General features: G+C 71.2%; 19 protein-coding genes and 4 pseudogenes. 7 read left to right on the forward strand and 16 right to left on the reverse strand.

Annotated elements, in window-relative coordinates:
* Window positions 1–9: 9 nt before the first annotated feature.
* Both ACWGR4_RS03825 and ACWGR4_RS03830 read right to left on the reverse strand, forming a co-directional pair.
* Window positions 10–918 (reverse strand): LysR family transcriptional regulator, encoded by a 909-nt coding sequence (locus ACWGR4_RS03825; protein WP_452128117.1) that lies wholly within the window; start codon window positions 916–918, stop codon window positions 10–12.
* Window positions 919–1,424: 506 nt separating this feature from the next.
* The gene (locus ACWGR4_RS03830) at window positions 1,425–2,453 is read right to left on the reverse strand and encodes a zinc-binding dehydrogenase (RefSeq protein WP_452128116.1); all 1,029 of its coding nucleotides are present in this window, start codon (window positions 2,451–2,453) and stop codon (window positions 1,425–1,427) included.
* 101 nt (window positions 2,454–2,554) lie between these two features.
* On the opposite strand from ACWGR4_RS03830, the gene ACWGR4_RS03835 reads away from it, so the two are divergent.
* Window positions 2,555–3,508 (forward strand): LysR family transcriptional regulator, encoded by a 954-nt coding sequence (locus ACWGR4_RS03835; RefSeq protein ID WP_452128115.1) that lies wholly within the window; start codon window positions 2,555–2,557, stop codon window positions 3,506–3,508.
* Here the strand turns inward: ACWGR4_RS03835 and ACWGR4_RS03840 are convergent.
* Together ACWGR4_RS03840 and ACWGR4_RS03845 are read right to left on the reverse strand one after the other, a co-directional pair.
* Window positions 3,439–3,846 (reverse strand): transposase family protein, encoded by a 408-nt coding sequence (locus ACWGR4_RS03840; protein ID WP_452128114.1) that lies wholly within the window; start codon window positions 3,844–3,846, stop codon window positions 3,439–3,441. The two genes, ACWGR4_RS03835 and ACWGR4_RS03840, sit on opposite strands and share 70 nt — an antisense overlap.
* A 79-nt stretch (window positions 3,847–3,925) precedes the next feature.
* The gene (locus ACWGR4_RS03845) at window positions 3,926–4,249 is read right to left on the reverse strand and encodes a hypothetical protein (protein ID WP_452128113.1); all 324 of its coding nucleotides are present in this window, start codon (window positions 4,247–4,249) and stop codon (window positions 3,926–3,928) included.
* Window positions 4,250–4,483: 234 nt separating this feature from the next.
* On the opposite strand from ACWGR4_RS03845, the gene ACWGR4_RS03850 reads away from it, so the two are divergent.
* From ACWGR4_RS03850 to ACWGR4_RS03870, 5 genes and pseudogenes are all read left to right on the forward strand, one after another.
* Window positions 4,484–5,086, forward strand: a complete 603-nt coding sequence (locus ACWGR4_RS03850) for an RNA polymerase sigma factor (RefSeq protein ID WP_380005985.1) — start codon at window positions 4,484–4,486, stop codon at window positions 5,084–5,086.
* Complete coding sequence (locus ACWGR4_RS03855; protein ID WP_452128112.1) at window positions 5,083–6,075, forward strand: hypothetical protein; 993 nt, start codon at window positions 5,083–5,085, stop codon at window positions 6,073–6,075. The genes ACWGR4_RS03850 and ACWGR4_RS03855 overlap by 4 nt, the downstream gene beginning before the upstream one ends.
* Before the next feature lie 75 nt (window positions 6,076–6,150).
* Window positions 6,151–6,417: pseudogene (locus ACWGR4_RS03860) on the forward strand (transposase); the annotation flags it as partial.
* A gap of 612 nt (window positions 6,418–7,029) precedes the next feature.
* Window positions 7,030–9,354, forward strand: a complete 2,325-nt coding sequence (locus tag ACWGR4_RS03865) for a protein kinase domain-containing protein (RefSeq protein ID WP_452128217.1) — start codon at window positions 7,030–7,032, stop codon at window positions 9,352–9,354.
* 30 nt (window positions 9,355–9,384) lie between these two features.
* A complete protein-coding gene (locus ACWGR4_RS03870) occupies window positions 9,385–11,661 on the forward strand; it encodes a protein kinase domain-containing protein (protein WP_452128111.1) in 2,277 nt (758 codons plus the stop codon).
* A 56-nt stretch (window positions 11,662–11,717) separates the two neighbouring features.
* Here the strand turns inward: ACWGR4_RS03870 and ACWGR4_RS03875 are convergent.
* Window positions 11,718–12,701, reverse strand: a pseudogene (locus ACWGR4_RS03875) (agmatine deiminase family protein); the annotation flags it as partial.
* On the opposite strand from ACWGR4_RS03875, the pseudogene ACWGR4_RS03880 reads away from it, so the two are divergent.
* A pseudogene (locus ACWGR4_RS03880) lies at window positions 12,583–13,176 on the forward strand (hypothetical protein); the annotation flags it as partial. The pseudogenes ACWGR4_RS03875 and ACWGR4_RS03880 overlap by 119 nt on opposite strands.
* Here the strand turns inward: ACWGR4_RS03880 and ACWGR4_RS03885 are convergent.
* The 11 genes and pseudogenes from ACWGR4_RS03885 to ACWGR4_RS03935 form a co-directional block, all read right to left on the reverse strand.
* Window positions 13,061–14,221, reverse strand: a pseudogene (locus ACWGR4_RS03885) (agmatine deiminase family protein); the annotation flags it as partial. The pseudogenes ACWGR4_RS03880 and ACWGR4_RS03885 overlap by 116 nt on opposite strands.
* A gap of 166 nt (window positions 14,222–14,387) precedes the next feature.
* A complete protein-coding gene (locus ACWGR4_RS03890) occupies window positions 14,388–15,206 on the reverse strand; it encodes an ABC transporter ATP-binding protein (RefSeq protein WP_380005977.1) in 819 nt (272 codons plus the stop codon).
* Window positions 15,199–16,236 carry an ABC transporter ATP-binding protein gene (locus ACWGR4_RS03895; RefSeq protein WP_452128110.1) on the reverse strand — a complete coding sequence of 346 codons (1,038 nt, stop codon included), beginning with the start codon at window positions 16,234–16,236 and terminating at the stop codon, window positions 15,199–15,201. Before ACWGR4_RS03895 ends, ACWGR4_RS03890 begins: the two co-directional genes overlap by 8 nt.
* Window positions 16,233–17,090 (reverse strand): ABC transporter permease, encoded by an 858-nt coding sequence (locus ACWGR4_RS03900; RefSeq protein WP_452128109.1) that lies wholly within the window; start codon window positions 17,088–17,090, stop codon window positions 16,233–16,235. The genes ACWGR4_RS03895 and ACWGR4_RS03900 overlap by 4 nt, the downstream gene beginning before the upstream one ends.
* On the reverse strand, window positions 17,087–18,040 hold the full coding sequence (locus tag ACWGR4_RS03905) for an ABC transporter permease (RefSeq protein WP_380005971.1): 954 nt from the start codon (window positions 18,038–18,040) through the stop codon (window positions 17,087–17,089). Before ACWGR4_RS03905 ends, ACWGR4_RS03900 begins: the two co-directional genes overlap by 4 nt.
* Before the next feature lie 5 nt (window positions 18,041–18,045).
* Window positions 18,046–19,701: an ABC transporter substrate-binding protein gene (locus tag ACWGR4_RS03910; RefSeq protein WP_452128108.1), complete on the reverse strand. Its 1,656-nt coding sequence runs from the start codon at window positions 19,699–19,701 to the stop codon at window positions 18,046–18,048.
* A complete protein-coding gene (locus ACWGR4_RS03915) occupies window positions 19,698–20,726 on the reverse strand; it encodes an agmatine deiminase family protein (RefSeq protein WP_452128107.1) in 1,029 nt (342 codons plus the stop codon). Before ACWGR4_RS03915 ends, ACWGR4_RS03910 begins: the two co-directional genes overlap by 4 nt.
* Before the next feature lie 74 nt (window positions 20,727–20,800).
* Window positions 20,801–22,513: an urease subunit alpha gene (locus tag ACWGR4_RS03920; protein WP_452128106.1), complete on the reverse strand. Its 1,713-nt coding sequence runs from the start codon at window positions 22,511–22,513 to the stop codon at window positions 20,801–20,803.
* Window positions 22,510–23,256, reverse strand: a complete 747-nt coding sequence (ureA, locus tag ACWGR4_RS03925) for an urease subunit gamma (RefSeq protein WP_452134170.1) — start codon at window positions 23,254–23,256, stop codon at window positions 22,510–22,512. Before ureA ends, ACWGR4_RS03920 begins: the two co-directional genes overlap by 4 nt.
* A gap of 270 nt (window positions 23,257–23,526) precedes the next feature.
* A complete protein-coding gene (locus ACWGR4_RS03930; RefSeq protein ID WP_452128104.1) occupies window positions 23,527–24,708 on the reverse strand; it encodes an agmatine deiminase family protein in 1,182 nt (393 codons plus the stop codon).
* A gap of 77 nt (window positions 24,709–24,785) precedes the next feature.
* Window positions 24,786–25,868 (reverse strand): agmatine deiminase family protein, encoded by a 1,083-nt coding sequence (locus ACWGR4_RS03935; protein ID WP_452128103.1) that lies wholly within the window; start codon window positions 25,866–25,868, stop codon window positions 24,786–24,788.
* Window positions 25,869–26,101 lie beyond the last annotated feature (233 nt).

The following is a 26,101-nucleotide window of genomic DNA, read 5'->3' on the forward strand; positions in this document are numbered from 1 at the left end:
GCGGTTCGGTCAGGGCGTCTTTCGCGTTGCTGCCGCGCGGTGCAGTTCCTCTCGCAACCGCCCCACCAGAGCAGGTTGTGTGCCACGGGGGGCGAGGAACCGGATACTGCGAGAGCCGAGCATCTGCACAGCAGGGCGGACGACGACGTCGTACCCCTCTTCCAACGCGAGCTCGGGTACCAGAGCGACGGCGGTGCCGGCCGCGACGAAGCCGTGGAGCACACCGTAGTCGTCGGTTCTGAGCACGGTGCGGGGTCGGAATCCGAGGGACTGGCACGTCGCGAAAAGAGTCTGGTCGCTGGGGTCGTACGAGCCGCGAGAGACGATCCACCCGTCGTCGGCGAGCAGTTCGATGTCGACGGGACCCACTGCCCGCGCTTGAGGATGCGATGCGGGGAGCAGCACCCGGTACGGATCGTCGAACAGGGTTTCGGCCCGCATGTCCGCGCCGTATCCCGCCCTGCCTCCGCCGATGTCGTAGATCACGGCGCAGTGCAAGGACCCGGCTCGTACGTGTGCGATCAGATCGAGTGGCTCGGCCTCGAGCAACTCGAGCCGTACATCCGAACCGATCGCGGCATCCCGCACAGCCCGGGGGAGCAACCGCGAGGCCGCGGAGCGGAAGGCACCGATGCGCAGCGTCGACACACCGTGTTTCATCCGGGCCTCGACATCCGCCTCGACCGCATCGATCCGGTCGAGCACGGCACCGGCATGCTCCAGGACCATCGCGCCGAGGTCCGTCAGGACCGCCCCGGTGGGACTGCGCTCCACCAGCTTGGCCCCCAAGTGCGCCTCCAACGCCCCGAGATGGTAGCTGATGGTCGGCTGCCCATAGTGGAGTTCGCGCGCGGCCCCAACCAACGAACCACTCGAGGCAATGGCCCGGAGTACCTGAAATTGGCGAAGATCGAGCATCCATACATGCTATGTATGCCGGTGGAGCAGCCGGCGCCGAGGACCATCGGCGAGTGCGGTGCGATTACCGGGGTGTGGCCGAGCGCGGTACGCAGCCTGCCCGTGGATGCTCAGAGCGCGGTCGTCGTTCATGCCGGTTTCCATGTACGTGTGATGACTGACCGAGACCGGTGAGGTCGACGAGAAATCGTCGGAGACGACGGCTCGCACCGACCACGAGGGTGCCCGCCATGCCGTGCCGGTGACGGACGACCAGGTACACCGCACCGAGCTCGGACGGAACTTCCCTCGCGGGTCGAAATCGTGTCGACCGGATGGCGGAGCGCACGCTCGCCTTCTCGATGCGCCCCGGCGGGGGCCGCGTGGCGTGGCCCGTCATCGCGCCGGCGTAGGGCAGCAGGACGGCGAGCATCCGCCATGCGGCCGTGTCGAGTTCCGTGTATCGGGCGGCGCGGTCGACGATGGTCGGGTCGGGTGTTCCCGGATATTTCCCGGGCCGGTGAGCGTCACGTTCTCGTTTGTGCTCGCGTCGCGGCCTCGACGATCATCTTTCCGATGTTGGCGCCGCCCAGCATGGACACGAACGCCTCCACGATGCGTTCGAAACCCACGACGATCGTCTCGTCCGACACCAGGCGCCCGTCGCGCAGGAGGGGCGCCGCGAACGTGTACAACTCGTCCCGTACGTGCGTGTGGTCGCGCACCAGGAAGCCCTCCATGCGCAGGCTCTTGTTCACGAAGTCCGCGTGGTCGAAGCGCACGGGCGGGGTGTCCGGCCGGTTGTACTGGCTGATCGTGCCGACCCGCACGATGCGCCCGCGTTCCCGCAGGGCGCCGACCGCTGCCGCGAGATGGTCGCCGCCGACGTTGTCGACGAACACGTCGACGCCGTTCGGGGCGGCCCGCGCGAGGAGGTCGGCCACCGGGCCCTCCCGATAGTCGAAGACCTCGTCGTAGTCGGCCCGTTCGGTCAGGTACGCCGCCTTGGCCGGCGATCCCGTGCTGCCCACGAGCCGCCCGGCACCCATCAGGCGGGCGAAACGGCCGACGGCGGTACCGACACCGCCCGCCGCGCCCGAGACGAACACGTCCTCGCCCCCGCGCAGCGGCGCGATACGGGTGAGGGCCACGTACGCGGTCAGCCCCGTACCGCCGAGCAGGCCCAGGTGCGTCGACAGGGGTACACCCGGCAGGTCCGGAAGTATGTGTGTCTCCTCGGGACCGACCACGGCATGGGTACGCCATCCTCGGCGGTGGAAGACCACGGTGCCCTCGGGCAGTTCCGGAGTTCGGGAGGCGACGACCCGGCCGAGCGTACGGCCCTCCAGCGGAGCGTCGAGGGCGAACTCGGCGTCCATCATCTCGCGATGGTACGGGTCCACCGACCAGTACAGGTTCTCCACCAACGCCGTGCCTCGCGCCGGCTCGGGAGGCGGCGCCTCGACAAACCGGAAGTGCGCGGCCGTGGGGAAGCCGTCGGGGCGGGCGATCTGGTGGACGGTGACCGCCGTGGTGTTCGGCAGGAGCGCGTTCATGACACGCACCGTAGGCAGGAATGCCGGGGCGGGGCAGGGGGTTGCCCTCATGACCGATCCGTATCCATGAGCAGCCCTCATGTCCGCAGGTGGGAGCCCCGATGACCAACCCCGCCGAGCTTTCCCCCCAGGAGCTTCGGATCCTGGTCGCAGCCGCCGATTCGGGAAGTTTCTCGGCGGCCGCCGCGACGCTGGGCACCACACAATCGGGCGTCTCCCATGCCGTGCGCGGCATCGAACGCAAGGTCGGCGCCGTCCTGTTCGCACGCGGTCGAACCGGTGCCCGGCCCACCGCGGCGGGCACGACGGCCGCGGCGCACGCACGACGCGTACTGCGGATGCTGGACGTCCTGGTCGTCGACGCCCGCGCGGCGGCCCGCGGCACGGGCACCGACGAGGCCGCCGACGGCCCACTGCAGATCGCCGCCTTCCGCAGTGCCGCCCTCCACCTGCTGCCGCCCGTACTGGAACGCCTCGCCGCCCGCCGGCCCGGCATCGAACCACGGGTGCGGATCGTGCGCGAAGTCGGCTCCGGCACCGCCGGAGAGGTGGTCGCGGGACGCGCGGACGTGGGCATCGCCACCCTGGGGACCGCGACGCCGACACCGCCCGGGTTGGTCGCCGGCGTGCTCCTGGAGGAGCCCTACGCGCTGGTGCACCCGGCCGGACACCCCGCGCCCCGCTCGCTGCCGCTGGTCGACTGGACCGAGAATTGTTCCTCGTACACCCGCGAGTGGTGGGCGATCCAGGAGTGGATCCCCAGGGCCACGATCGAGGCGGAGGACGACGGAGCCGTCCTGACCATGGTGGCCGGCGGCCACGGCATGGCCATCATGCCCGCTCTCTCCCTCGCCGCCGCACCGTCCACTGTGCAGATCACCGATCTCGGCCCCGGACGCCCCACCCGCTCGGTGGGCTACGTGACCACACCCGAACTCGCCGCGTCCGCCGCCGTGCGGGCGCTCGTCCGCGAACTCCGCCTCGCTCACACGGGCGCCGTCGCGCCGCCTGCGTGGCACACCGGGGACGAGCCGGAGGCGGTTCCGCGCGATTGAGCTCCTTCGGGTATGCCCGAACCTCGCCCCGAGGGTCGGGGTGCCGCTCGTCCTGCGGACGCGACGTCCCACGGCGGCTTCGATCGAACCGGGCCGACGCGGACCCGTTCCTGTTCGACGAGCGTCCTTTTCCCACAAGCGATTTCGTCACACACGAAGCGGCGCACACGCGGGAGGACGGACACACACCGGCCGCCGAGCGGCCGATCCGCAAGCCGTCGCGTGTAGGCGTCGTGCACCCTGCCGCCCCCACACCCACACCCGGGGCAGCGCGCCGTCGGGCGCCCACGGTGCGCGTCGATCCGCGCCGCGGCACCGACGACCCGGGTCCCGTCCACGCGTCACAGCCCGGTCGGCCGACCGGGGACGGGACACCTTCGTGTCCGTTGCGGCCGGCTTCGGGAGTCCTGGGCCGACTCAGCGGGCCGTCGGAGCCGGCGGCGCGACCGCCTCGCGCAGCTCGTCGGCGGCCTGGGTGATGAGCCGGGAGAGGGAGGCGTCCGGGTCGGTCAGCCGGCGAGCCGTGGCGCGCCGGTGGATCGCCGGCACCACGTCGATGACGAAGCGTGCCTTGCCGGGCTCGACGCCGCGGCGCTCCAGCGCCCGCGCCAGCGCGTCGGCGATGTCGGCGAGCTTGATCAGATCACGCTCGGCCAGTGCCGGGTTGGCGGCGATCACTCTGACGCGGATCCGGGAAGCGGCCGAGCTCAGTCGGTCCCGCCGACCCGGCGGCAAGCTCATGCTCGTCCTGTGATCGCCCTGCCGACCCGGTAAGGCGAGACCACCTCGACGAGGAGCGGGGCCAGGCCTCTCCTCCTGGTCCGGGGCGCCCCTGCCGTCTTGGTGCGGAGCGGCGGGTTGCAAGAGCGGCTTGCCCACCAGCGGCCCAGATGCCTCGCAGCACGGGTGTGGATCGAGTACGGACGGTTGTGCGATCCTCGGGAACCCGGGGTGGCCCGTCGGACAAGACAGGGTGTGACCATCACCGCGATATCCGACCGCGAGTTGTGGGAGAGGGCGTGCGCAGGTGATCCCGAGGCGTTCGGGGTCATCTTCGACCGACACTCCCGTGCGATCTTCAACTACCTGTCCCGCCGTACCGCTTCGTGGGTCGAGGCCGAGGATCTGACGTCTGTCGTCTTCCTGCAGGCATGGCGTCATCGAAGCGCCGTCACCCTGGACCGGGACAGCGCGCTGCCGTGGCTGCTGGGCATCGCCCGCAACACCGCCGCCAATGGCGGGCGGGCTCGTCGTCGCTATCAGGCGCTCAAGGAGCGCCTTCCCACGCCGTCACCGGTCCCCGACCATGCCCAGGACGTCGCCGATCGTGTCGACGAGGAACGCGCCCTCGTCGCGTTGCGCGGATCCGTCGCCCGCCTGCCCGCGCACGAACGCGAGGTGATCGAACTGTGTGTGTGGAGCGGACTGGACCAACAGGCCGCCGCCACCGCACTGGGCGTGGCCGTGGGCACCATCAAGTCGCGTCTGCATCGCGCGCGCCGCCGACTCGGCGACGACCTGCGTGAACACGCACCGTCCTCCCGCAACACCCACGCCATCGCCGAGGAGACATCGTGAAGTCCTCGAACACGATCCCGGCCGAGCGGGAGCTGCCGCACAGCGCAGCCCGCCGCGCCGAACTGCTTGCCCTCCTCCCCCTCACCGACTCCCGGTCACCGCAACTGCCCACGATCCGACGGCGAATTCAGGATCGGCTGATACCGCCGCGCCGGGTACTGCTGCCACTGGCCGCCGCGGCTACGGTCGCGGGCCTGGTCACCGGCGTCCTGCTCGGGATCTCCGGCGACGACCGGGCCACCCGGGACCCGGGACCGGCCGGCTCGCCGTCGGCAGTGCCCTCTGCGGCGGGCCCCGCGCCCTCCGTCGTGGGTCGCCCGCTGCCGCTCGGGCAGGTGCCGGTACCCGCCGAGATCGCGGTGTCCGACGCCGAGGCTGCGCGATTCGTCGCCGCGTGTGCCCTCTCCCGACCCGCCCCCACCGCCGCGAGCGGATACCGCCCGTACTTCACGGTGCGCAGCCCGCAGGCCGCCGAGCCCGGGCACATCTACGCCGTCGCGGTCGACCCGGCCGGACGCCATGCGTTGCACTGTTCGGGTTCGACTTCGCCCGTGGCTCAGTGGGTCCAGTCGGATGTCGAACTGCTGACGGGGACCATTGAGGTGGACAACAGCGGCGGTACCAAGTCCGGTGCCGGCTGGACCGATTACGCCGCAGGCCGCTACAACGCCCCCGTGGCGCGGATCACCATGGACCGGGGCACCGGCGAGCGCGCGGCGATCATGTCGGGCGGCGTCTGGTACGCGGCGGAGACCGTCGGGTACACGCACGAGGCCGCCGATACGTTCCAGGCCGGGCGATTTCCCCGGATCCGCGGCTACGACGCGGCGGGCAAGCTGGTGTGGGATTCCGACCGCGACATCCCGAAACCGGGGTCGGCGGAATGTGTCCGCACCCCCGACGGCCGGGTTCTCAACTACAAGGGCCGCGCCGAACCCGACCCGGCCACATGCCGCCCGGCACTGCCCTGGACCGCCGGCGACCGATGAGCGACAGCCGGCCGACCTGATTTCGAGCGGTGGCCACGTACCCGTGAACGCCCTCGACGAGAAGCCACACGAGGAATGGTTCGATCGATCGAACCCGCCGGCGGGGTCGATGTCCGCAGCGGCGAAGTAGGCAGGCGGCACGACCGAAGGGTGCTCAGCGGGATCGTGTGGAGGTTTCCCGGCACGGCTTGGCGGTACGTGCCGGAGCGGTACGGGTCGTGGGCGACGTTGCACACCCGGTTCCGCCGGTGGGCCGCGGACGGCACGGCCGCGCAGGCCCGGGCGGACGCGGCCGGCGACATCGACTCGTCGGTGTGCGTGGACTCCACGACCGTTCGCGCGCAGCCGGTGATCCGACTTCAGCCGGGCCTTTCGATCTGCGTACGGCATGCCTCCCGGGGAGTATCGAAATGTTCACGCTCCCGGAGCCGTGCGAGAACGGACAAGAACCGTGCAGGCCACGACAAGGACCCTCCGGCCGTTTCTCGTACGCTGGTTCCGGGCAGAAGAACCGATCCTTCCGACCCGGACGGACTTCGTACAGGTGGCTTCGTTCACTTTCGGTTCGTCTGGAAGCGGCACACCTCTCCGTCCGGCTGTCGGCGCGGGGCATTGATCAGCTGGCGCCGAGTGGGTGCGGTCTCAGTCGAGGCCGGCTTCGCGGCTCCGTCCGAAACACGTTCCTGACAGGGCCCTGATCGGCCGGCGTGTTTCGCCGGCCGCGCCGACCACGGCGGCGCTTATCGGTCTGGTCGCAGCCGGTCGTGATCGAGGTATGGGTGAAAGGTAGGTATTTCTGACGTGCGCTATTTCGCCGTGGGGTCTCGGTCGGTTCCAGAGGGCCGGTGGCCGACGGCGCGACGCCGTCGTCGCGAGCCGGACCGCGAGGGCGTTCCTCGCCGCCTCGTATCCCTGAACGACCCTTCTCGGAAGCCCTCTTGTAGCATCCCTGCGATGGGTACGGGGAGCCCGCCCACAGGGCGGCGCGATGGTGTGGGACGTCGGATAGGTCCGTATCTCGTCGAGCGACCGCTCGGTGAGGGAGGCATGGGCCGGGTATATCTCGCGCGTCCGGCGGATGATGCGGCGGGCAGGCCGGTCGCGGTCAAGGTCATCCACCCGCATCTTTCTCGGGATCCGTCGTTTCGCGCGCGATTCGCGCGCGAGGTGGCCGCCGCGCGGGCGGTGCGGAGCCCGCACCTCGTGCCGTTGGTGGCGGCCGACCCGCAGGCGGAGGAGCAGTGGCTGGCCACGGCTTACGTGCAGGGCCCTTCGTTGCGCGAAGTGGTCGACGAATTGGGTGGGTTCGGAGACTACGCGTTACGGGGCCTCGGAGTTGCCCTCGCGGGTGCGCTGCGCGACATCCACGCCGCAGGGCTCGTGCACCGCGATCTCAAGCCTTCCAATGTGTTGATGGACGCCGACGAGGGACCGTTGGTGATCGACCTGGGCATCGCGCGCGCCGCGGACGCGACGAAGCTGACCGGCACGGGCGTGTTGGTCGGCACGCCCGGCTACATGGCTCCCGAGCAGTTGATCCTCGCGGGCTCGGCCCCGCCCGCCGATGTGTTCGCGCTCGGTGCCGTACTCGCTTTCGCCGCGACCGGCCGTCGCCCGTTCGGGGTCGGACTCGCTCACGTCGTCGGGTACCGCGTCACCACGTGCGAACCGGACCTGGAAGGCGCGGCCGATTGGATTCTCCCGATCCTGCTCGGATGTCTCGCGAAGGACCCCGCCCAGCGGTCGACCCCGGACGATGTGATCGCGTTCCTCGATCCGAAGGGGTACAGGGCCTCGCCGTCGCCGGCACCCGTGCGGGTACGGCGATGGCGACCCGTGCTCGCGGCCGTGACCTCGTTGGCCGTCGCGGTGGGGGCGGGTGTCGCGATGACGCTCGGCGACGAGGGCGCCGCACCCGACGCCGCGGGCGGCCCGTCAACCACGTCCACGGCGCCGGCCGCGCGGCCACCCGTGATCGAGACGGCCGAACCCACCGCCTCGGCGTACCCGCCCGCCCCCAAGCTTCCCGATCCCACGAGCGCGCTCACCGGGGCCGCGTCGCCGGCGTCGTGGACGCGCGCCTGGAACGAGACGTTCGCGTCGCGGGATGTCTCCACGACGAATCCGCCGGGGAGCGCGGACGGGCCCTACGCGATCGACGCGTGGTTGACCGATCGGGTGCTGGTCGGTGTCGGCGGCACCGATGTTCGCGGCACGGATCCGGACACCGGCCGCCGGTTGTGGACACTACGGCCGCCCGGGGCGGGCATGTACCCCTGCCAGGCGGCGCGCGACCTCGACGGCAACGTCGGGATCGTGATCTTCGGCGCGGTCGTGAACAGGATTCCCACATGCGATCGTGTGGTCGCCGTGGACATCTCTACCGGCGAGGCGTTGTGGGACAAGCCCCGCCCGGGCCGGAACACGGACCACTTCGAAAACGATGCCTCGGCACAGCCGGTCGGCGTCGGCCACGACCGAGTCGTCCTGCGCTCCGGAGACGTGCTGACGGCCTGGAGCCTGCGCGACGGTGCCCTCGAATGGGAGCACGACCTCGCGGCGGAGGGCTGTTCGCTGCAGACCGCGGTCGTGGGGCCGTCCACCGTGGCCGAGGGTGTGGTGTGCGGCCCCCGCGACAGGAAGGGTACCGACCGGGCGCGGACGATCCGTTCGGTGAACGTCGCGGACGGCCGTGTGCGCTGGACGAGTTCGCTGCCCGGCGGGGTACCGATCGACCGGATCGAGATCGCGGAACCGGTGACCGTGAGCCTGCCCGGTCCCGGCGGCGATCCGGGACCGCTCGTCGTGTTCGACGCGAACGGCAAGCCGGGCCCCCGCCTGCAGACCTCCCAGGACTTCGGAGCGTTGGCGCCCGAAGAGCGCAACCACCTCCAACTCGCCCCGGCCGTTTTCGGCTGGAAGAACACCGTCGTGGTCCTGGTCACCGAGGGCGGCTGGAACATGCCGAGGGGGATCGCCGCCGTCGACGCCGACACGGGGCGGGTGCGCTGGCATCGGAGCAGGCCCGAGGGTGGTAAGACGTTCATCCTGGGTGTCGACGACCAAGGCGTCCTGGCGCTCGCCGCGGACGAGCCTCGCGGGCTGACCCGGTACGCCCTGGCAGACGGCGCGCCCCGCCCTGCCGGCACGTTGCTCGAAGGCGGTTCGCAGGCCTCCTACAACTACGCCGCGGCCCGACTGGCGGGAAACAATCTGATGCTGGTCACCGGCCGGACAACGGATCCGGGAGTGGTCACGATGTGGAAGCCGCAGGGGTAGGCGCCTCGTGCGCAGATGTGAGGAGCGACCATGACGCGCGACGGGGCGCAGCCGTTGGAGCCGGGCGATCCGGAAAGAATCGGCGGGTATCGGCTGGTGGCGCGACTGGGACACGGCGGCATGGGGCGCGTGTTCCTTGCCGAGGACGATGAAGGCCATCGGGTCGCGGTCAAGGTCGTGCACGCCGAGTTCGCGGCGGATCCTGATTTCCGCACTCGCTTTCGGCGCGAGGTGAACGCGGCGGAGCAGGTCCTCAGTTACTTCACCGTGCCTCTCGTCGACTCCGGCCCCGACGCCGAAGTGCCGTGGTTGGCGACGCAGTTCGTCGATGGGCCGGCTCTGGGCGCGTTCGTGCGCCGAGACGGACCGCTGTCTATCGGGCGGCTGTGTACCCTGGCCGCCGCGCTCGGCGAGGCGTTGATCGTCATCCACGCCGCGGGCATCGTGCACCGTGACCTCAAGCCGTCGAATGTACTGATGGCCGAGGACGGTCCACGGGTGATCGACTTCGGGATCGCGCGCGCGGCCGACGACGACGAACTCACCCGCACCGGCGCCGCGTTGGGCACCCTGGGGTATGCCTCGCCCGAGCAGCTGACCGGAGACGAGCCGGTGGGTGCGCCCGGTGACGTGTTCGCGCTGGGCGGGGTGTTGCTGTTCGCGGCCACCGGTCGCGAACCCTTCGGGGACGGTCAGCAGGCCGCGGTGGTGTACAGGACGGTACATCAGGCACCGGATTTGACCGGTGTTCCCGCACTCCTGCGCGATCTCGTGGAGTCCTGTCTCGCCAAGGATCCCGGCCGGCGTCCGACGCCGAGGGAAGTCATCGCCGCGGCGCGCGCCGCGCAATCGCGGTTGGGGAAGCCGGCGCGGTCGAACGGCGGCGAGGATGCGGTGCCCCCGGTCGACGAGCGGGTGACACCTGATGCGGACGATCGCGAAACCTCGGCCCCGTTCCCGCCCGCGCCCACCCTGCGCATCGCGGAACGCGAAGGTTCGGACGAGAAGGGGCCCGCCCGGATATCGCGTTCCGGTGTACTCGCCTTCGGCGTGGTCGCGTTGATCCTGTGCGTGCCGGCCGGCCTGTGGCTGCTCGGGCCGGACCACGAGGATCGGTCGCGGCCGCGCACGAGTGCCCAAGCGGGCAAGCCGTCCGGTGCGCGCGTCGCGGGAGTGACCGCGGCGGGCGATCGGCGCCGGATCTGGACCGCGTACAACGTCGACAAGAGCGTGGACACACGTTTGTGGGGAGTGTGGAGCGACGACAACGTGATCGTGCGGATCGATGCCTCGGGAGTGCGGGGGTACGAGGCGAAGACCGGACGGCAGTTGTGGATCGCCGCACCACCGGCACCCGATCTGGTCCCGTGCCACGCGTCGAACGGAAACACGGCCACCAGCGACGGGGTGGGCGTGGTCGTGTTCGGCAAGCCGTTCGAGAGCCCGACCACCTGCGAGGAGGCAGCCGCGTACGAGATGGCGACCGGGCGCCTGTTGTGGCACCACACGGTCGGCCGACCGGACGGCCCGAATCTGGCGGCCGTACACGGTGATGTGGCCACCGTCGCGGCAGAGGACGGCATCCGCGGCTTCGATCGTTCGGGCGGTGTCGAACGCTGGCGAATCCCGTGGCGCGAGGCGGGCTGCGAACGGCTGGACGTCACCCTCTCCCGATCCGCGTTGCGCGTTCGCGAGCGATGCGAGGATCCCCGTCTGACGCTCGCCTACCGGATACTCGACATCGACCCGGCCACCGGCAGGGTCCGTGGCCGGATCGACCTGCCCGACGCGAACTTGGCCCTGGAGGCGGAGACGTTCGCGTACGAGACGAAGCCCGATGGCCTCGTCTTCGTGCGGCCCGATGGCGGCAGGACCCGCGGACTGCCTTTGGCGCAGCCGTTCGGCACGATCTCCACGCTGGGTTTCGGCGACGCGGACACCTTCGTCACAACGGCCGACAAGCGCGACGCGAGTGGCACGGTGGCGACCGAGATCGTCGCCTTGGACGCCGCTTCCGGGACGGTCCGCTGGCATGTTCCGCTGGCCACCGTGGAGGATTTCGCGGTGCCGGCGATCCAGGGTGGGTCCGTATTCACGGTCGAGCGCACGTCGACCGCTTTCGACCGGCCGGACGTTCGGGTGCGGGAGCGTCGACTCCGTGACGGAACGGTGGTCGCGACCGGCACACTCCCGCAGGAATTCGTCCTCGGCTCGGCCGAGCGGGTGGTGGCCACCGGAACCCTCGTGGTCGCGATCGACAGCCGCAGCCGACCGGGCCTGGTGGCCTACGACGTCACGACCGGTTGACCGCCGCAAGCGCCTGCCCGTTTGGCGGCCGGCGACACCGGCGCCCCTTCGCGGCGCTATCGGGCCGGCTGCTGCATCGTGGCGCAGTGGATGCCGCCGCCTCCGCCCATCAGCCGGTCGACGTCGAGTTGGACGACGGTGCGTCCGGGGAACGCGGCGGCCAGAGTGGTGCGGGCCGCCTCGTCCTTGGGGCGGTCGCCGAACTGCGCGGTGATCACGGCGCCGTTGACCACGTGGAAGTTCAGGTAGGAGTCGACGAGGTCGCGTTCGGTGGAGCGGGGTGTGTCCGGACCTTCGACGGTGATCACCGCGAGGCGCCGGCCCCGGGCGTCGGTCGCGGTGGACAGGGCGGCGAGTTGCCGGCGCGCGTCCCGTGCCCAGACATCGTCGCGGTCACCCGGGGGAACCTGAACCATGACGACGCCGGGCCGGATGAAGCGCGAGGTGACGTCGATGTGGTCGTCGGTGATGTCGCGGCCCTTGATGCCCGGTACCCACAGCATCGTGTCGGCTCCGTACGCCCGCAGCACCGCCGCCTCGATCCGCGCCTTGTCGAGTCCCGGGTTGCGGTTGGCGTTGATCAGGCTGCTTTCGGTGGCCATGACCGTGCCGTCGCCGTCGGTCTCGACGGCGCCCGGCTCGCCGACGAAGTCCGCGCGACCGAAGGCCAGACCCTCGTATTCGGCGACGTACTCGGCGACGCGCGCGTCGTTGCGGTGGGTCTGCTTGCGGCCCCAGCCGTTGAAGCCGAGCCCGAGCGCGTCGAGTCCGCCCGTGTCGCCGGTCCGGAAGAGCGGGCACGTGTCGCGCATCCACAGGTCGTCGGTGGGGATCTCGGCGGTGACCGTGACACCGGAACCGCAGCGGGCGCGCGCCTCGGCCGCGGCGCGTTCGTCGATCGCGCACATCACCACCGGCTCGAACGCGGCGATCGTCCGGGCGATCAGCGCGATGTCCGCCTGCACACCGCCGAGTCGGCGGCCCCAGATCGAACGATTCGCCGGCCACGACATCCAGGTGCGTGCGTGGGGGACGTCGTCGGCGGGTACCCGACGTCGCGGTGTTTCGTCGACCGACGCCGCGGCCGTGCCCGCCGACGCGGGCCCGGCGCCGACGACGGCGGCGCCCCACTCGGCGGCACGCCGCAGGAGGCCTTTGCGGGATGAGGGTTGTTCGGGCATACGCCTCTCCGATTCGGGAGCGGTTGGGCGCCGTGCGCGCGCCGCGCGGGGACGACAGGACAGCGGGGATCGCCCGACGCGGGTTCGCCCCGCCACCACCAGCCAGGTCCCCACGTCCGGCGGCGCGGCCTCGCGGGGCGCGTCCGTCCCCGTCCCGCCGAATCGGCCGCCGGGTCCGGTCATCGGCCCGCGGGCGACGGCGGGGCGGGCATGTCGTGCGTGGCGCAGTGGATGCCGCCGCCGCCCGCGGCGATCGCGTCGATGGACAGCGGCACCACGGTGCGGCCGGGGAAGTGGTCGCGCAGGATCTGCCGCGCGCGGTCGTCGGCCCTGACGTCGCCGAACCGGGGCACGAACACCGCGCCGTCGGCCACGTAGAAGTTCGCGTAGGAGGAGACGAAGCTCGCGCCGTGCCCGGTGATCGCGTCCGGATCGGGTTGCGGAAGCTCCACGACGTCCAGGCGCTTGCCGGCGGCGTCGACGGCGTCGGTCAGGACACCCTTTGCCTGGTCGCTCGCGCGGGACCAGGAGTCCGGGGGAGCCCCGGGGAATGCCCGGTCGAGCAGGACCGCGCCCGACGCGGTGAACCGGACCAGGCTGTCGACGTGCGCGTCGGTGATGTCCTCGCCCCGCACACCCGCGAACCAGATCACGTGGGCCACTCCCAGGGTTCGCCGCAGTTCGTCCTCGACCTGTTGCCGCGACTTGCCCGGGTTGCGGTTGGCGTTGACCACCGAGCTCTCGGTCACCATCAGGGTCCCGCGGCCGTCGGTCTCGAACGACCCGCCTTCGGCGACGAGTGGAGCGACCACCCGCGGAATGCCATAGCGCGCGAGCAGGGTCCGGCCGACGTTCGCGTCGTCCCCGTGCGGCTGCTTGTTCCCCCACCCGTTGAAGTTGAAGTTCACCCCGGTGACCGTCCCGGAGTCCTCGACGAACACCGGGACCGTGTCGCGCGCCCACAGGTCGTCGACGGCGAGCGTGATGACCTCGACCCCTCCTCCGCAGGCGTCGCGCGCCGCGTTCTCCTGGCCGAGGGAAGCCATCAGGACGACCGGCTCGTGCTCGGCGACGGCGCGGGCGATCCGGGCGATGTCGTCCCGCACGGGCCCCAGGTCGTCGCCCCAGATCGCCGCGGAGGAGGGCCACGACATGAACGTCCGCTCGTGGCGCTCCCATTCCGCTCCGAACACGCGCCCGCCGACCGAGGCCGGCGGGGACTGCGGCGCCGCCGTCCCCGAGGCGTGCGGCGACGGCGCGGTCGACGGCTTCGCCGTGTCGGATCCGCCCGAATCCCCGCACGCGGACGCCGCGGACCCGAGCACGGCCAATCCGGCGAGCGATTTCAACGCGGCACGACGGGACCACGCGACGGACATGGCGGCTCCGAAGTCGACTCGGCGGATGTGGCACCGTCATCCCCGGGGGGATCCGGTCGGCAGCCTGTACCCGCAAATTCGCGAGGGACGCCCGAAACGCCCGCGCCGCGTCGGATCGGGTGACGCACGGTGCCCGTGGGGCCGGGGCCGGGGTGGCGAAGCCGTATCACGCTGTCGTGTCGTCGTTCCGGAGTGCGCGCCGTGCCGCGCCGATGGCGTGTGGGTCCCAGCCCGGTCGAGGCACGGAGTTCATGAGCAGTCGGGTGTAGGCGTGGTTCGGCAGGGCCAGTACATCGGCGGTGCGTCCGGATTCGACGATCCGGCCGCGGCGCATGACGATGACGTGGTCGGTGACGCACCGGACCACGCCGAGGTCGTGGGTGATGAACAGGTAGCCGATGCCGGTGGCGTCGCGGATGTCGGCGAGCAGGTTGAGGATCTGCGCCTGTACGCACACGTCGAGTGCGGCTACGGCCTCGTCGAGGACGAGGATCGTGGGCTCGACGGCCAGTGCCCGGGCAATGGCGACGCGTTGCCGCTGTCCGCCGGACAGTTCGCGGGGGAGCGCGGCGGCGGCCCGGGTGCCGAGGCCGACCTGGTCGAGGAGCTCGCGGATCCGCGGTGCCGGATCCGTGCCGGGCCGGTGCAGTTTGAGCGTCTCGCGGAGCACGGCCTCGGCGCTGGTGCGCGGGTCGAGTGACAAGTAGGGGTCCTGGAAGACCATCTGGATCTGACGGGCGCGGGCGAGGCGTTCGGCGCGGCCTCGGGGTCGCGTCGTGCGGTCCTGTCCGCGGACGCGGACGTGCCCGGCGTCGGCGCGGTCCAGTCCGACGACGATGCGGGCCGTCGTGGTCTTCCCGGAGCCGGATTCGCCGACGATCCCGAGAGAGCCGCCGTCCGGCAGGGTGAAGGTGACGTCGTCGACGGCTCGTACGTCGCCGAACGTCCGGAACAGCCCGCGGACTTCGAGGAGGGGGTCAGGCATTGCCGGGCGTCCCTTCGAGACGGTCGCTGTGGTGGCAGCCGGCGGTGTGTGCGGGTTCGCCGCGCGCGGGCATGCTTCGGGGCACCTCGGTGGTGCACAGGTCGGAGGCGTGGGCGCAGCGCGGTGCGAAGGGGCAGCCGGCCAGTTCCCGGCGCAGGTCCGGGGGTTGGCCGTCGATGGCGGCGAGTCGGCCCTGTGGGGCGTCCAGTCCGGGCGTGGAGTCCAGGAGTGCCTTGGTGTAGGGGTGGCGGGGTCGGGCGAACACCGATGCGGCGGGGCCGGTTTCGGCGATACGGCCCGCGTACATGACGTAGACGCGGTCGCTGATCGCCGCCGCGAGGCCCAGGTCGTGGGTGACGAACAACAGTCCGGTGCCGAAGCGTGCGCGCAGATCGCCGAGCAGGGCGACGACCTCGGCCTGGGTGGTCACGTCCAGCGCGGTGGTCGGTTCGTCGGCCAGCAGCAGGGTCGGGTCGCCCATGAGGGCGGCGGCGATCATCACTCGTTGGAGCATGCCGCCGGAGAGTTGGCCGGGGTAGCGGCGCAGCACGTCGGTGGTCAGTCCGACGGCTTCGAGGAGTTCGCCGGCGCGGGCCTGTGCGGCGGCGGGGGGCATGAGCTTGTTGAGGCTCACGCTCTCGGTGAGAAAGTCGCCGACGCGGCGCAGTGGGTTGATGGCGGCGCGTGGGTCCTGGAAGATCATGGCCGCGGTCCGCGTGCGCAGATGGCGCAGTTGTCGGGCATTCATGGTCAGGACGTCGTCGCCTGCCACGTGCACGGTGCCCTCGGTGCCGGCCCCGGCGGGCAGGAGACGCAGGACGGTGCGCGAGGTGAGTGTCTTGCCGGAGCCGGATTCGCCGACCAGGGCCACGGTCTCGCCGGTGCCGACGGTCAGGTCGATGCCGTCCAGGACCGGTCGGGCGGTGCGCGGCAGGCGCATGCGAAGGCCGCGGATCTCCAGCGCGGCGTGGGAAACCTCATGGGCCGCGGACGGCGCCTTGCCCGCCGGGTTGTGCTTCGTGGTGTTCATCGGTTCCTCCCGGCGACCTTGTCGGCCCAGCGTTCGCCGACCACGTTGAACGCGACGACGGTCAGGATGATCACCAGGCAGGGGACGATCGCGGACAGCGGGTAGCCGCTCTGGATGGCGGACTTGCCGTCGAAGACCATGCGTCCCCAATCCGGGGTGAGCGCGGGTACGCCCAGTCCGAGGAAGGACAGGCCGGCCAGGTCGATGAGGGCGTAGCCGAAGTTGACGGTGCATTGGGCCAGGACGACGGGGGCGATGTTGGGGACCACGTGCCGCAGGCAGACGTCGGTGGCCGAGTGGCCCTGGACGCGATATGCGGCCACGTACGGGCGTTCGCGTTCGGTGAGCACGAGGGAGCGGGCCAGCCGGGCGACATAGGGCAGGTACGCGATCGACAGCGCGACCACCGGGGCGAGGAGGCCTTCTCCGTATACCGACGTGAACAGGATCGCGAGGAGCAGTCCGGGGAAGGCCAGCGTCAGTTCGGTGGTGCGGGACAGGAGCGAGTCCAGCCATCCGCCCCGCCACCCGGCAACCACGCCTACGGCGCCGCCCGCGAGTGTGGAGAACACCACGACCCCGAGCGGGCCGAGCAGTGAAGTGCGGGCGCCCACCACGAGTCGGGACAGCGTGTCGCGTCCGGCCGCGTCGACGCCGAGCGGGTGGTTGCCGGACGCTGCCGCGAGGGCGTTGCCCAGCTCCACCGTGTTGGGGTCGTGCGGGGCGATCCACGGCGCGAGCACGGCGACCGTCACGACGAGCCCGACGAAGCCGGCGCTCGCCAGGTACAGGGGACCGCGGCCGGGTGCGCGCAGCCGCGCGAGTCCGGGGCGGCGTACGAGCGTCATGGTCATCCGGTGGCCCTCGTTCCCAGGGTGATGCGCGGGTCGACGACGGGCAGCAGGAGGTCGATGATCAGGTTCACGGTCATGAACAGTGCGACGATGATGAGGGAGATGGCCTGGACGACGGGGAAGTCCTTGGTGGTGGAGGAGAGTTCGAGAAGTTGGCCGACGCCGCCGACGCTGAACGCGGTCTCGACGAGGACGGTGCACACCAGCAGGCTGGAGACGATCAGTCCGGCGGTGGTCAGCACCGCGCCGAGGGCGTTGCGGAAGACGTGACGGCTGATGACGTGCCGTTCCGGGATGCCGCGGCTGCGAGCGACGGCGACGTGTTCGGAGGTGAGTTGCTCGAGCATGGCGCTGCGGGTCACCCGGGCGAGCATCCCGACGAGGTACAGCGCGAGCGCGATGGCCGGCAGGGTCAGGTGCCACAGCATGGCGCCGATGCCGTCGCCGCTGCCGCTCCCGCTGGAAGGGAACCAGCCGAGTTCGACCGCGAGGAAGCCTTGCAGCAGGATGGCCGCGACGAACGCCGGGGTGCCGATCGCGAAGGTGGTGCCGACGAGGATCGCGGAGTCGGTCGCGCCGCCGCGCACGGCGCCGGCCCAGCCGAGTGCGAGCCCGAGCAGCACCACGAGGACCAGGGCCATGCCGACCAGCAGCAGTGTGGTGGGCAGGCGGGAGGAGAGCAGGTGGGACACGTCGGTGCGGTATTCGATCGAACGGCCGAAGTCGCCGTGCAGGATGTTCCCGAGCCAGCGCGCGTACTGCTCGATGAACGGGTCGTTCAGGTGGTATTGCCTGTCGATCGCCGCGAGGGCGGCCGGGGACGCCGACCGCCCTCCCAGCAGGAAACTCGCCGGATTGCCCGGCGCGAGGTACATCGCGCCGAAGACCACGAACGAAGCGCCGAGCAAGGTGGCGGCCATTTCCAGCAGCCGCCGGACGGCGAATCTCACGAAGTTCACCCCGCGGCCCCCACATCCGCCGCCCACGGGTAGTACATGTACGCGATGGTCGTCGGCGCGCCGGTGATCTTCTTGTTCAAAAAGACCGTGGACGGCCATTCGGCGATGGGCATCCACAGCACGTCGTCCGCGGCCTTCCGCTGGAGTTTCGCCTCCAGCGCGAACCGCTGCGCCGGGTCGTAGGTCTCCGTGATCTTCGCGACCAGCGTGTCGAACTCGGGGTCGCTGTAGCCGGCGTGGTTCTGGTAGCCATCGGTGCGGAAGTTGCGCAGCAGATCGACCGGGTCGGTGACGGACAGGTAGTACGTCTCCGGAAACATGTCGATGCCTTCGCGGGCCTTGGGGTCGGTGAACAGCGCCGAGAACGCGTCCGGGGCGATGGTCTTCAACTCGACCTTGAGACCGATCCTGGTGCCGGCGTCCTGGATCGCGGTGGCGACGAGGGAGACGTCCTGGCCGATCGGGCTGGTGGCGACGGTGACCGTCCTGCCCTTGGCTCCGGCCTCCTCGACGAGCTTCTTCGCCTGCTCGATGTCCTGCGTGCTCGACGGCAGGCGGTCGAACGCGGCGGACTTCGCGTCGTCCGGGGCACCTGCCCAGGCGGCGCGCGGGGTGAGGGAGGCGGTGGGTGTGCCGTTGCCCGCGAGCGCGGTCTTGACGATCCCGGGCCGGTCCAGGGCCATTGACAGGGCCCTGCGCACCCGGACGTCGGAGAGGGTGCCCTTCATGCTGGTGACGTTGACGTTGAGGGTGCTCAGACCTTCGCCGAAGTACAGGGTGCCCGTGCCGCTGGTACGCAGCCGCTCGTAGCTCTCGCTCGGTATGAGGAAGCCGCCGTCGACCTCGCCGCCGAGCATCGCGTTGGTGCGCGCCGACGCGTCGGTGAGGAACTTGAACTCGACGTGCTTGGCCCTGGCCCTGCTGCCCCAGTAGTCGTCGAAGCGTTCGAGTTCGAGGGATTGGCCCTTGGCCCAGCCGCCGAGCTTGTACGGGCCGGTGCAGGCGAGGCCGCCGGTGGTGCCGTAGTCCTTGCCGGCGGCCTCGACGCCCTTCCTGCTCGCCACGACGCCGGCCGCGGTGGCCATCAGTTGGGGGAAGAGGGAGTCGGCCTGCTTGAGTTTGACGCTCACCTGGAGCGGTCCGGTCGCGGTGACGGTGTCGACGTTCTCGAACGACTCGGCCCACGCGGCGCCCAGGTCGGGGTTCATCTGGCGGCCGAAGCTGTAGACGACGTCGTCGGCGGTCATCACCGACCCGTCGTGGAATCTCACGCCCGGCCTGAGGTCGTAGACCCACGTGGTGGGGTCCGGGTTGGCCGCCTTCTCGGCCAGGCCCGGTGCCAGGGTCAGTTGCGGCGTCCAGCGCATCAGACTCTCGCAGACGTTGGACAGCACCGTGTTCTGCGGATAGTCGAACGCGGTGATGTAGTCCAGGGAGAGCGGTTCGGCGTACAGCGCCCAGCGGAACGAGTCGATGTTCCCCTTGGCCGGCGGGGTACCGGGGGAGAGTCGGTAGTTCGCGGCCTGTCGGGCCGGGTCGTGCTTGGGCGGTCCGGAGCAGGCCGCGACCATGGCGAGGGCGGCCACGGCGGCGACCGCGGGCGGCGCGGCCCGTCGCGCTCGTCCGAGGGGGGTGGGCCGGGATCTGGTCATCGGAGGTTCCCTTCGGTGGTCGTCGGGTGCGCTGCGGGGATCTGCTGGGTGATGCAGTGGACGCCGCCGCCGCCGAACGCCACGGTGCGGGTCGGGACGCCGACGACCTTGCGGTCGGGGAAGGCGGACTGGACGATCGCGAGCGCACCCGCGTCCTCGGGGTGGTCGGCGATAGGAACGATCACGCCGCCGTTGGCGATGTAGAAGTTGAGGTAGCAGACCTCGATGTCGCTGCCGCCCCACGCGACGAACGCCGTCTGGGGGACGTCGACGATCTCGAACGGGCGTCCCTGCGCGTCGGTGGAGGCCTCCAGTACCGCGCGGTTGGCGCGCATGCGCGCGTAGTCGGGGTGTGCCGGGTCGGCGGGCAGTTGCACGATGACCTTGCCGGGGGCGGTGAACGCGCAGACGCCGTCTACGTGTCCGTCGGTCTCGGTGTCCAGGAGCCCGCCGTACGGCAGCCAGATCACCTTGGTGACGCCCAGCCGCGCCTTCAGTTCGGTCTCGATCTCGGCGCGGGTCATGCCCGGGTTGCGGTTGGGGTGCAGCAGGCACTGCTCGGTGGTGATGAGTGTGCCTTCGCCGTCGACGGTGATGGCGCCGCCTTCGAGGATCATCGGGGAGTCGATCGGCGGGTCGCCGAGCGCGTCGATCAGGGCTGCGGCGATCCTGTCGTCGGCGTCCCACGGATGGTGCTTGCCGCCCCAGGCGTTGAAGCGGAAGTCGACGCCCGCCCGCGAGCCGGCTTCGTCGAGCACGAAGATCGGGCCGGAGTCGCGGAACCACGAGTCGTCGATGGGCAGTTCGATGATCCGGATGCCGTCGCCGCAGAGTGCGCGAGCGTCCTCGGCGGCACCGGGGACGGTGACCATGGTGACGGGCTCGAACTCGGCGATGGCGCGGGCGACGGCGGCGTACTCGTGCTTGGCGTGGTCGAACAAGTCGCCCCACAGGTCGGGCCGGGTGGGCCAGGCCATGAGGCAGCCGTCGTGAGGGGTCCACTCGGCCGGCATTCGGTACGTCATGGGCTTCTCGTTTCGTCGTGCGCGGTGAGGCGCGGTTCGGTGCGGGCCGACGGGTTCCGGGGATGCCCGGGATTTCAGAGGAAGTACAGGCGGTTGAGGGAGACTTCGTCCGCGGGTTCGGAGTGCAGCGGGGCGCCGTCCAGGGTCACCAGGCCGGTGCGGGCGTCCACCTGCACCCGGCCGGTGCGCGCGTTGCGCACCATGTCGGCGGGGCCGATGCCGCGGGTGCCGCGGACGGCGACCCGGCGGCGGCGGGTGGTCATGCCGTCGTACGGCCGGTCGGCCGACCCGGCTTCCGCGGCGGCTCGGCTGACGAAGGCCACGGACAGGTCGGCGGGTGTCGCGCCGTGTCCGCCGAACAACGGACCCATCACCAGCGGTTGACAGTTGTCCGTGGCGGCGTTCGGGTCGCCGGTGACGCCGTAGGCCGGGAATCCGGACTTGAGGACCATCTGCGGCTTGGCCCCGAACGTCGCCGGGCGCCACAACACGATGTCCGCCAGTTTGCCGACCTCGAGCGACCCGACCTCGTGGGAGAGTCCGTGCGCGATGGCCGGGTTGATGGTGAGCTTGGCGATGTAGCGGAGCACGCGCGCGTTGTCGTCGTGCGGGCCGTCCCCGTCCGCCGGGCCGAACTCGTGCTTCATCTTCCCGGCGAGCGCGAAGGTACGGCGCACGGTCTCGCCCGCGCGGCCCATGCCCTGGGCGTCCGACGACGTGATGCCGATGACGCCCAGGTCGTGCAGGACGTCCTCGGCGCCCATCGTCCCCGCCCGGATGCGGTCGCGCGCCATGGCGGCGTCGCCGGGAAGGTCGGTCTTGAGGCCGTGGACGGAGACGATCATGCCGTAGTGCTCGGCCACGGCGTCGCGTCCGAACGGCAGTGTGGGATTGGTGGACGAGCCGATGACGTTGGCGACCCCGGCCATCTTGAGGACGTTCGGGACGTGTCCGCCGCCGCAGCCTTCGATGTGGAAGGCGTGAATGGTGCGCCCTTCGAGCACGGAGAGGGTGTCCTCGACCGACAGGCACTCGTTCAACCCGTCGCTGTGCAGCGCCACTTGCACGTCGTGGTCCTCCGCCACCCGCAGCGCGGTGTCGAGGGCGCGGGCGTGTGCTCCCATGTCCTCGTGGACCTTGAACCCGCAGGCGCCGCCTTCCGCGAGCGCTTCCACGAGTGGCGCCGGGTCGGAAGCCGAACCGCGACCGAGGAAGCCGATGTTCACCGGCCACGCGTCGAAGGAGTTGAAGGCGTGCCGCAGCGCCCACGGCGAGTTGACGCCGACGCCCCAGAGCGGGCCGAACTCCTGGCCGATGATCGTGGTCACGCCCGACGCGAGCGACGCCTCCATGATCCGCGGGCTGAGCAGATGGACGTGCGTGTCGATGGCGCCTGCGGTGGCGATCAGGCCCTCCCCCGACACGATCGCGGTGCCGGTGCCCACGACGACGTCGACACCGTCGAGGGTGTCCGGGTTTCCGGCCCGCCCGATCGAGGCGATGCGCCCCTCGCGGATGCCGATGGACACCTTGCGGATGCCCTGGATCGCGTCGATCACCACGACGTTGCTGATCACCACGTCGCAGGCCTCGCGGACGGTCACGGCCTTGAGATGCAGGCCGTCCCGGGCGGTCTTGCCGAAACCCGCGAGGAACTCGTCCCCGGCGGCTTGCGCGTCGGACTCGACCCGGACGACCAGACCGGAGTCGCCCAGGCGGATCCGGTCTCCCACGCGGGGGCCGTGCACGGCCGCGTACTCACGGGCGTCGAGGGGGCTGCCGCTCATGCGAGTTCCTTCCCGTGCCCCGGCTTCGGCGTGCTCGCGCCCGGGGCGTCGCCCGCGCCGGGGGCCGCGCCGAGGTAGCCGCACGCCGCCGCGCGGCGCAGCGCCTCGGCCTTGGCGCCCGGCGCGTCCAGCGGTCCGTCGACCAGGCCGGCGAAGCCGATCGCGACGCGCGCGCCGCCCATCGGCACGAGGCCGACTTCGACGTCGGCGCCGGGGTCGAACCGGGTCGACACGCCCGCGGGCGCCGCCGGCCGCATGCCGTAGGCCGCCGCCCGGTCGAAGTCGAGGCGCGGGTTGGCTTCGAAGAAGTGGAAGTGTGAGGTCACGCTGACCGGCACCGAGGCGGTGTTGCGCACCGTGATCCGAGTCACCGGCTCGGGCCCGGCGGCGGCCCCGGTCGCCGGGATCACCGCGCCCGGCGCCGCGTCGCCGTGGCCGGGATGGCCGAACGGGTCGGTCACCACGGCAAGTCGGGTGCCGTCGGGGAAGACGGCTTCCACGTACACCTCGGTGACCAAGTCGACGACGCCGGGCAGCACGTCGTCCGGGCCGAGCACACAGCGGGCGGCCTTGAGGGCGTCCGCGAGCCGGTGTCCCGCGCGGGCCGCCTCGCACACGGTGTCGGCGATCAGCGCGGTCGCCTCGGGCATGTTCAGCAGCAACCCGGCGTCCCGGCGACGGCGCGCCAGCTCGGCTGCCGTGAACAGCAGCAGCCGATCGCGCTCGGTCGGGGTCAACTGCACGGTGTCTCCAGGTGGTTCGTGACATGCGGGACGGGGCATCGCACTAGGGCGTGTCTTCAATCTCTCGTCGAGCTCCGCGGCGTGAGTGCAGCGAGGAGCCCGAAGGGCGGATGCCGTGCATCGGTGTGCCGGAGAAGCAGGTGCATGGTGGTTCCATTCGCCTGTTTCTCCGGGGCGGTGAGGTGCGGTGCCGGGCGTCGTGGTGCTCGGCGGGAGATTGAAGACGCCCTAGTCCTCGCGTGAGGAGTGCGGGTCCGCCCTCGGCAGCGCCTACTTGGATGCCGGGGCGGCGGGTTGGTCGTGGGTGGCGCAGTGGATGCCTCCGCCGCCGGACGCGATGGCGTCGATCGTGACGGGCACGACCTCGCGGCCGGGGAAGTGGTCGCGCAGGATCTGCCGCGCCCGGTCGTCCGCGCGCTTGTCGCCGAAGCGCGGCATGAACAGCGCGTCGTTGGCCACGTAGAAGTTGGCGTAGCTGGAGACGAACGCGTCACCGCGGCCGGTGATCAGGTCCGGGTCGGGTTGCGGGAGGTCGACGACCTCGAAGGGCTTGCCCCGGGCGTCGACGGCGGTCTTCAGCACGGAGCGGGCCTGGTCGCCGGCCCGCGACCAGGAGTCCACGGGGCCGCCGGGGAACGCGGTGTCCAGCAGGACGGCGCCGGACGCGGCGTACCGGACCAGGCAGTCGACATGGGCGTCGGTGATGTCCTCGCCGCGGACGCCCGCGAACCAGACGACCCGGGTAACGCCCAGGGTCTGCTTGAGCCCGTCCTCGATCTGCTGCCGGGACTTGCCGGGGTTGCGGTTGTCGTTGACCACCGAGCTCTCGGTGACCAGCAGTGTTCCGTGGCCGTCGGTCTCGAACGAGCCGCCTTCCGCCACCAGGGGTGCCTGGTTGCGGGGGAGGCCGTAGTGCGCGAGGACACCGCGCGCGACCCGGCCATCGTTGCCGTGCCGCTGCTTGTTCCCCCAGCCGTTGAAGTTGAGATCGACGCCGGTGACCGCGCCGCCTTCCTCGACGAAGACCGGGACGGTGTCGCGTGCCCACAGGTCGTCGACGGGCATGGCCAAAACCTCGACGTCCTTCCCACAGGCGTTTTGCGCCGCGGCCTGCTGGTCCGCGCCGGCCAGGACGACGACCGGCTCGTACTCCGCGACGGCTCGTGCCAGCCTGGCGATGTCCTGGCGTACGGCGGGCAGGTCCGCGCCCCAGATCCCGGCCGAGGCGGGCCAGGCCATGAACGTGCGCTCGTGCCGGTCCCATTCGGCTCCGAACCTCCGTGATCCGGTTTTGGCCGTTTCCGGGCCCCCTCCCGGCGCTCCGCGACCGGCACCCTCCCCGGGAGCGTCGGACGTGGAGTCCTCGGTGCAGGCGACGGCACCGAGGGCGACGACACCGGCACCGAGTAGACCACGCAGAACGGCGCGGCGGGACGGGAGGGCAGCGGACATGGGGAACTCCGGGAGGGGTCGTGCGGTGGGCGTCGGGAACGCCAGGTGCCGATGGGGGATGGGATGGGGCGGGGCGGTCAGGCCACCGGTTCCTGCATGGTGGAGCAGTGGATGCCGCCGCCCCCGCCGCCTATGCGGTCGGTGTCCAGCTGGACCACCCGGCGGCCGGGGAAGGCGGCGGCGACGACCTGACGGGCCGCCTCGTCCTTGGCGCGGTCGCCGAACTGTGACATGACCACGCCGCCGTTGCAGACGTGGAAGTTGACGTATGAGTCGACGAAGTCCGGGTTCGTCGAACGGATGGTGTCCGGGCCGTCGACGCGGATGACCCGGAGCCGACGGCCCCGCGCGTCGGTGGCGGCGGACAGGATCGCGAGCTGGTTGCGGGCGTCCTGCGCCCAGATATCGGTGCGGCTCGCGGGCGGGACCTGCACCATCACGATGCCGGGGCCGATGAAGCGCGAGGTGGCGTCGATGTGGTCGTCGGTGATGTCCTGGCCCTTGATCCCGGGCACCCAGATCATCTTGCTCGCGCCGTAGGCGGCCAGCACCGCCTGCTCGATCTGTGCCCTGGTCATGCCGGGGTTGCGGTTGCTGTCGACCAGGCTGGACTCGGTGGCCAGGACCGTGCCGTCGCCGTCGGTCTCGACGGCGCCGCCTTCGCCGGTGAATCCGGCGCGGGTGAAGGCGAGTCGGTCGTACGCCGCGATGCCTGCGGCGACGCGGGCGTCCTTGGCGTGGGTCTGCTTGTTGCCCCAGCCGTTGAAGCCGAGGCCGACGGCGTCGCGTCCGCCCTGGCCGTCGGTGCGGAAGACGGGCGCGGTGTCGCGGGCCCACAGGTCGTCGACGGGAATCGAGCTGATGACGGTGACCGTCGAGCCGCACTTGGCGCGCGCGGCGCTCGCGCCGGAGGCGTCCGGCGCGCACATGACCACCGGCTCGAAGCGCGCGATCGTCCTGGCGATCAGGGCGATGTCGTTCTGCACGCCGCTCAGCTGACGGCCCCAGATGGACGAACTGGTCGGCCAGGCCATCCAGGTGCGGACGTGCGCGACGTCGTCGGCCGGCACCCGCAGGGCCGCCGCGGCGCGCGCGGCCGGGGCCAGGACCGCCTGGCCGCCGACCGCGAGACCGGCGGCGCCGAGGACGACGCCGAGCACACGGCGACGCGAGGGTCCGGCGACGGACTCCGGTGTGGAACCGGAAAAGGTGGTGCGCGATCCATGCATGGCTGACTCTCCCTGTCGGGTGGTAGCTCCGCCGCTCGGCGGCACGGATGGACGAACTCGCGGATGCGTGGGGATTACCGACGGCACAGGGCGCACCTGGCACCTGCGGTCCCGGTCCGGCGTGCCCACACTGTTTCACTGACTGAAAATTCAGTCAATAGCTC

The organism is Embleya sp. NPDC055664, assembly GCF_053618075.1.

What these genes read in the sequence shown, in the direction of transcription:
- ACWGR4_RS03825 (WP_452128117.1), bottom strand. Translation starts at nt 918, where the DNA reads ATGCTCGATCTTCGCCAATTTCAGGTACTCCGGGCCATTGCCTCGAGT.
- ACWGR4_RS03830 (WP_452128116.1), bottom strand. Translation starts at nt 2,453, where the DNA reads ATGAACGCGCTCCTGCCGAACACCACGGCGGTCACCGTCCACCAGATC.
- ACWGR4_RS03835 (WP_452128115.1), top strand. Translation starts at nt 2,555, where the DNA reads ATGACCAACCCCGCCGAGCTTTCCCCCCAGGAGCTTCGGATCCTGGTC.
- ACWGR4_RS03845 (WP_452128113.1), bottom strand. Translation starts at nt 4,249, where the DNA reads ATGAGCTTGCCGCCGGGTCGGCGGGACCGACTGAGCTCGGCCGCTTCC.
- ACWGR4_RS03865 (WP_452128217.1), top strand. Translation starts at nt 7,030, where the DNA reads ATGGGTACGGGGAGCCCGCCCACAGGGCGGCGCGATGGTGTGGGACGT.
- ACWGR4_RS03870 (WP_452128111.1), top strand. Translation starts at nt 9,385, where the DNA reads ATGACGCGCGACGGGGCGCAGCCGTTGGAGCCGGGCGATCCGGAAAGA.
- ACWGR4_RS03890 (WP_380005977.1), bottom strand. Translation starts at nt 15,206, where the DNA reads ATGCCTGACCCCCTCCTCGAAGTCCGCGGGCTGTTCCGGACGTTCGGC.
- ACWGR4_RS03895 (WP_452128110.1), bottom strand. Translation starts at nt 16,236, where the DNA reads ATGAACACCACGAAGCACAACCCGGCGGGCAAGGCGCCGTCCGCGGCC.
- ACWGR4_RS03900 (WP_452128109.1), bottom strand. Translation starts at nt 17,090, where the DNA reads ATGACCATGACGCTCGTACGCCGCCCCGGACTCGCGCGGCTGCGCGCA.
- ACWGR4_RS03910 (WP_452128108.1), bottom strand. Translation starts at nt 19,701, where the DNA reads ATGACCAGATCCCGGCCCACCCCCCTCGGACGAGCGCGACGGGCCGCG.
- ACWGR4_RS03915 (WP_452128107.1), bottom strand. Translation starts at nt 20,726, where the DNA reads ATGACGTACCGAATGCCGGCCGAGTGGACCCCTCACGACGGCTGCCTC.
- ACWGR4_RS03920 (WP_452128106.1), bottom strand. Translation starts at nt 22,513, where the DNA reads ATGAGCGGCAGCCCCCTCGACGCCCGTGAGTACGCGGCCGTGCACGGC.
- ACWGR4_RS03930 (WP_452128104.1), bottom strand. Translation starts at nt 24,708, where the DNA reads ATGTCCGCTGCCCTCCCGTCCCGCCGCGCCGTTCTGCGTGGTCTACTC.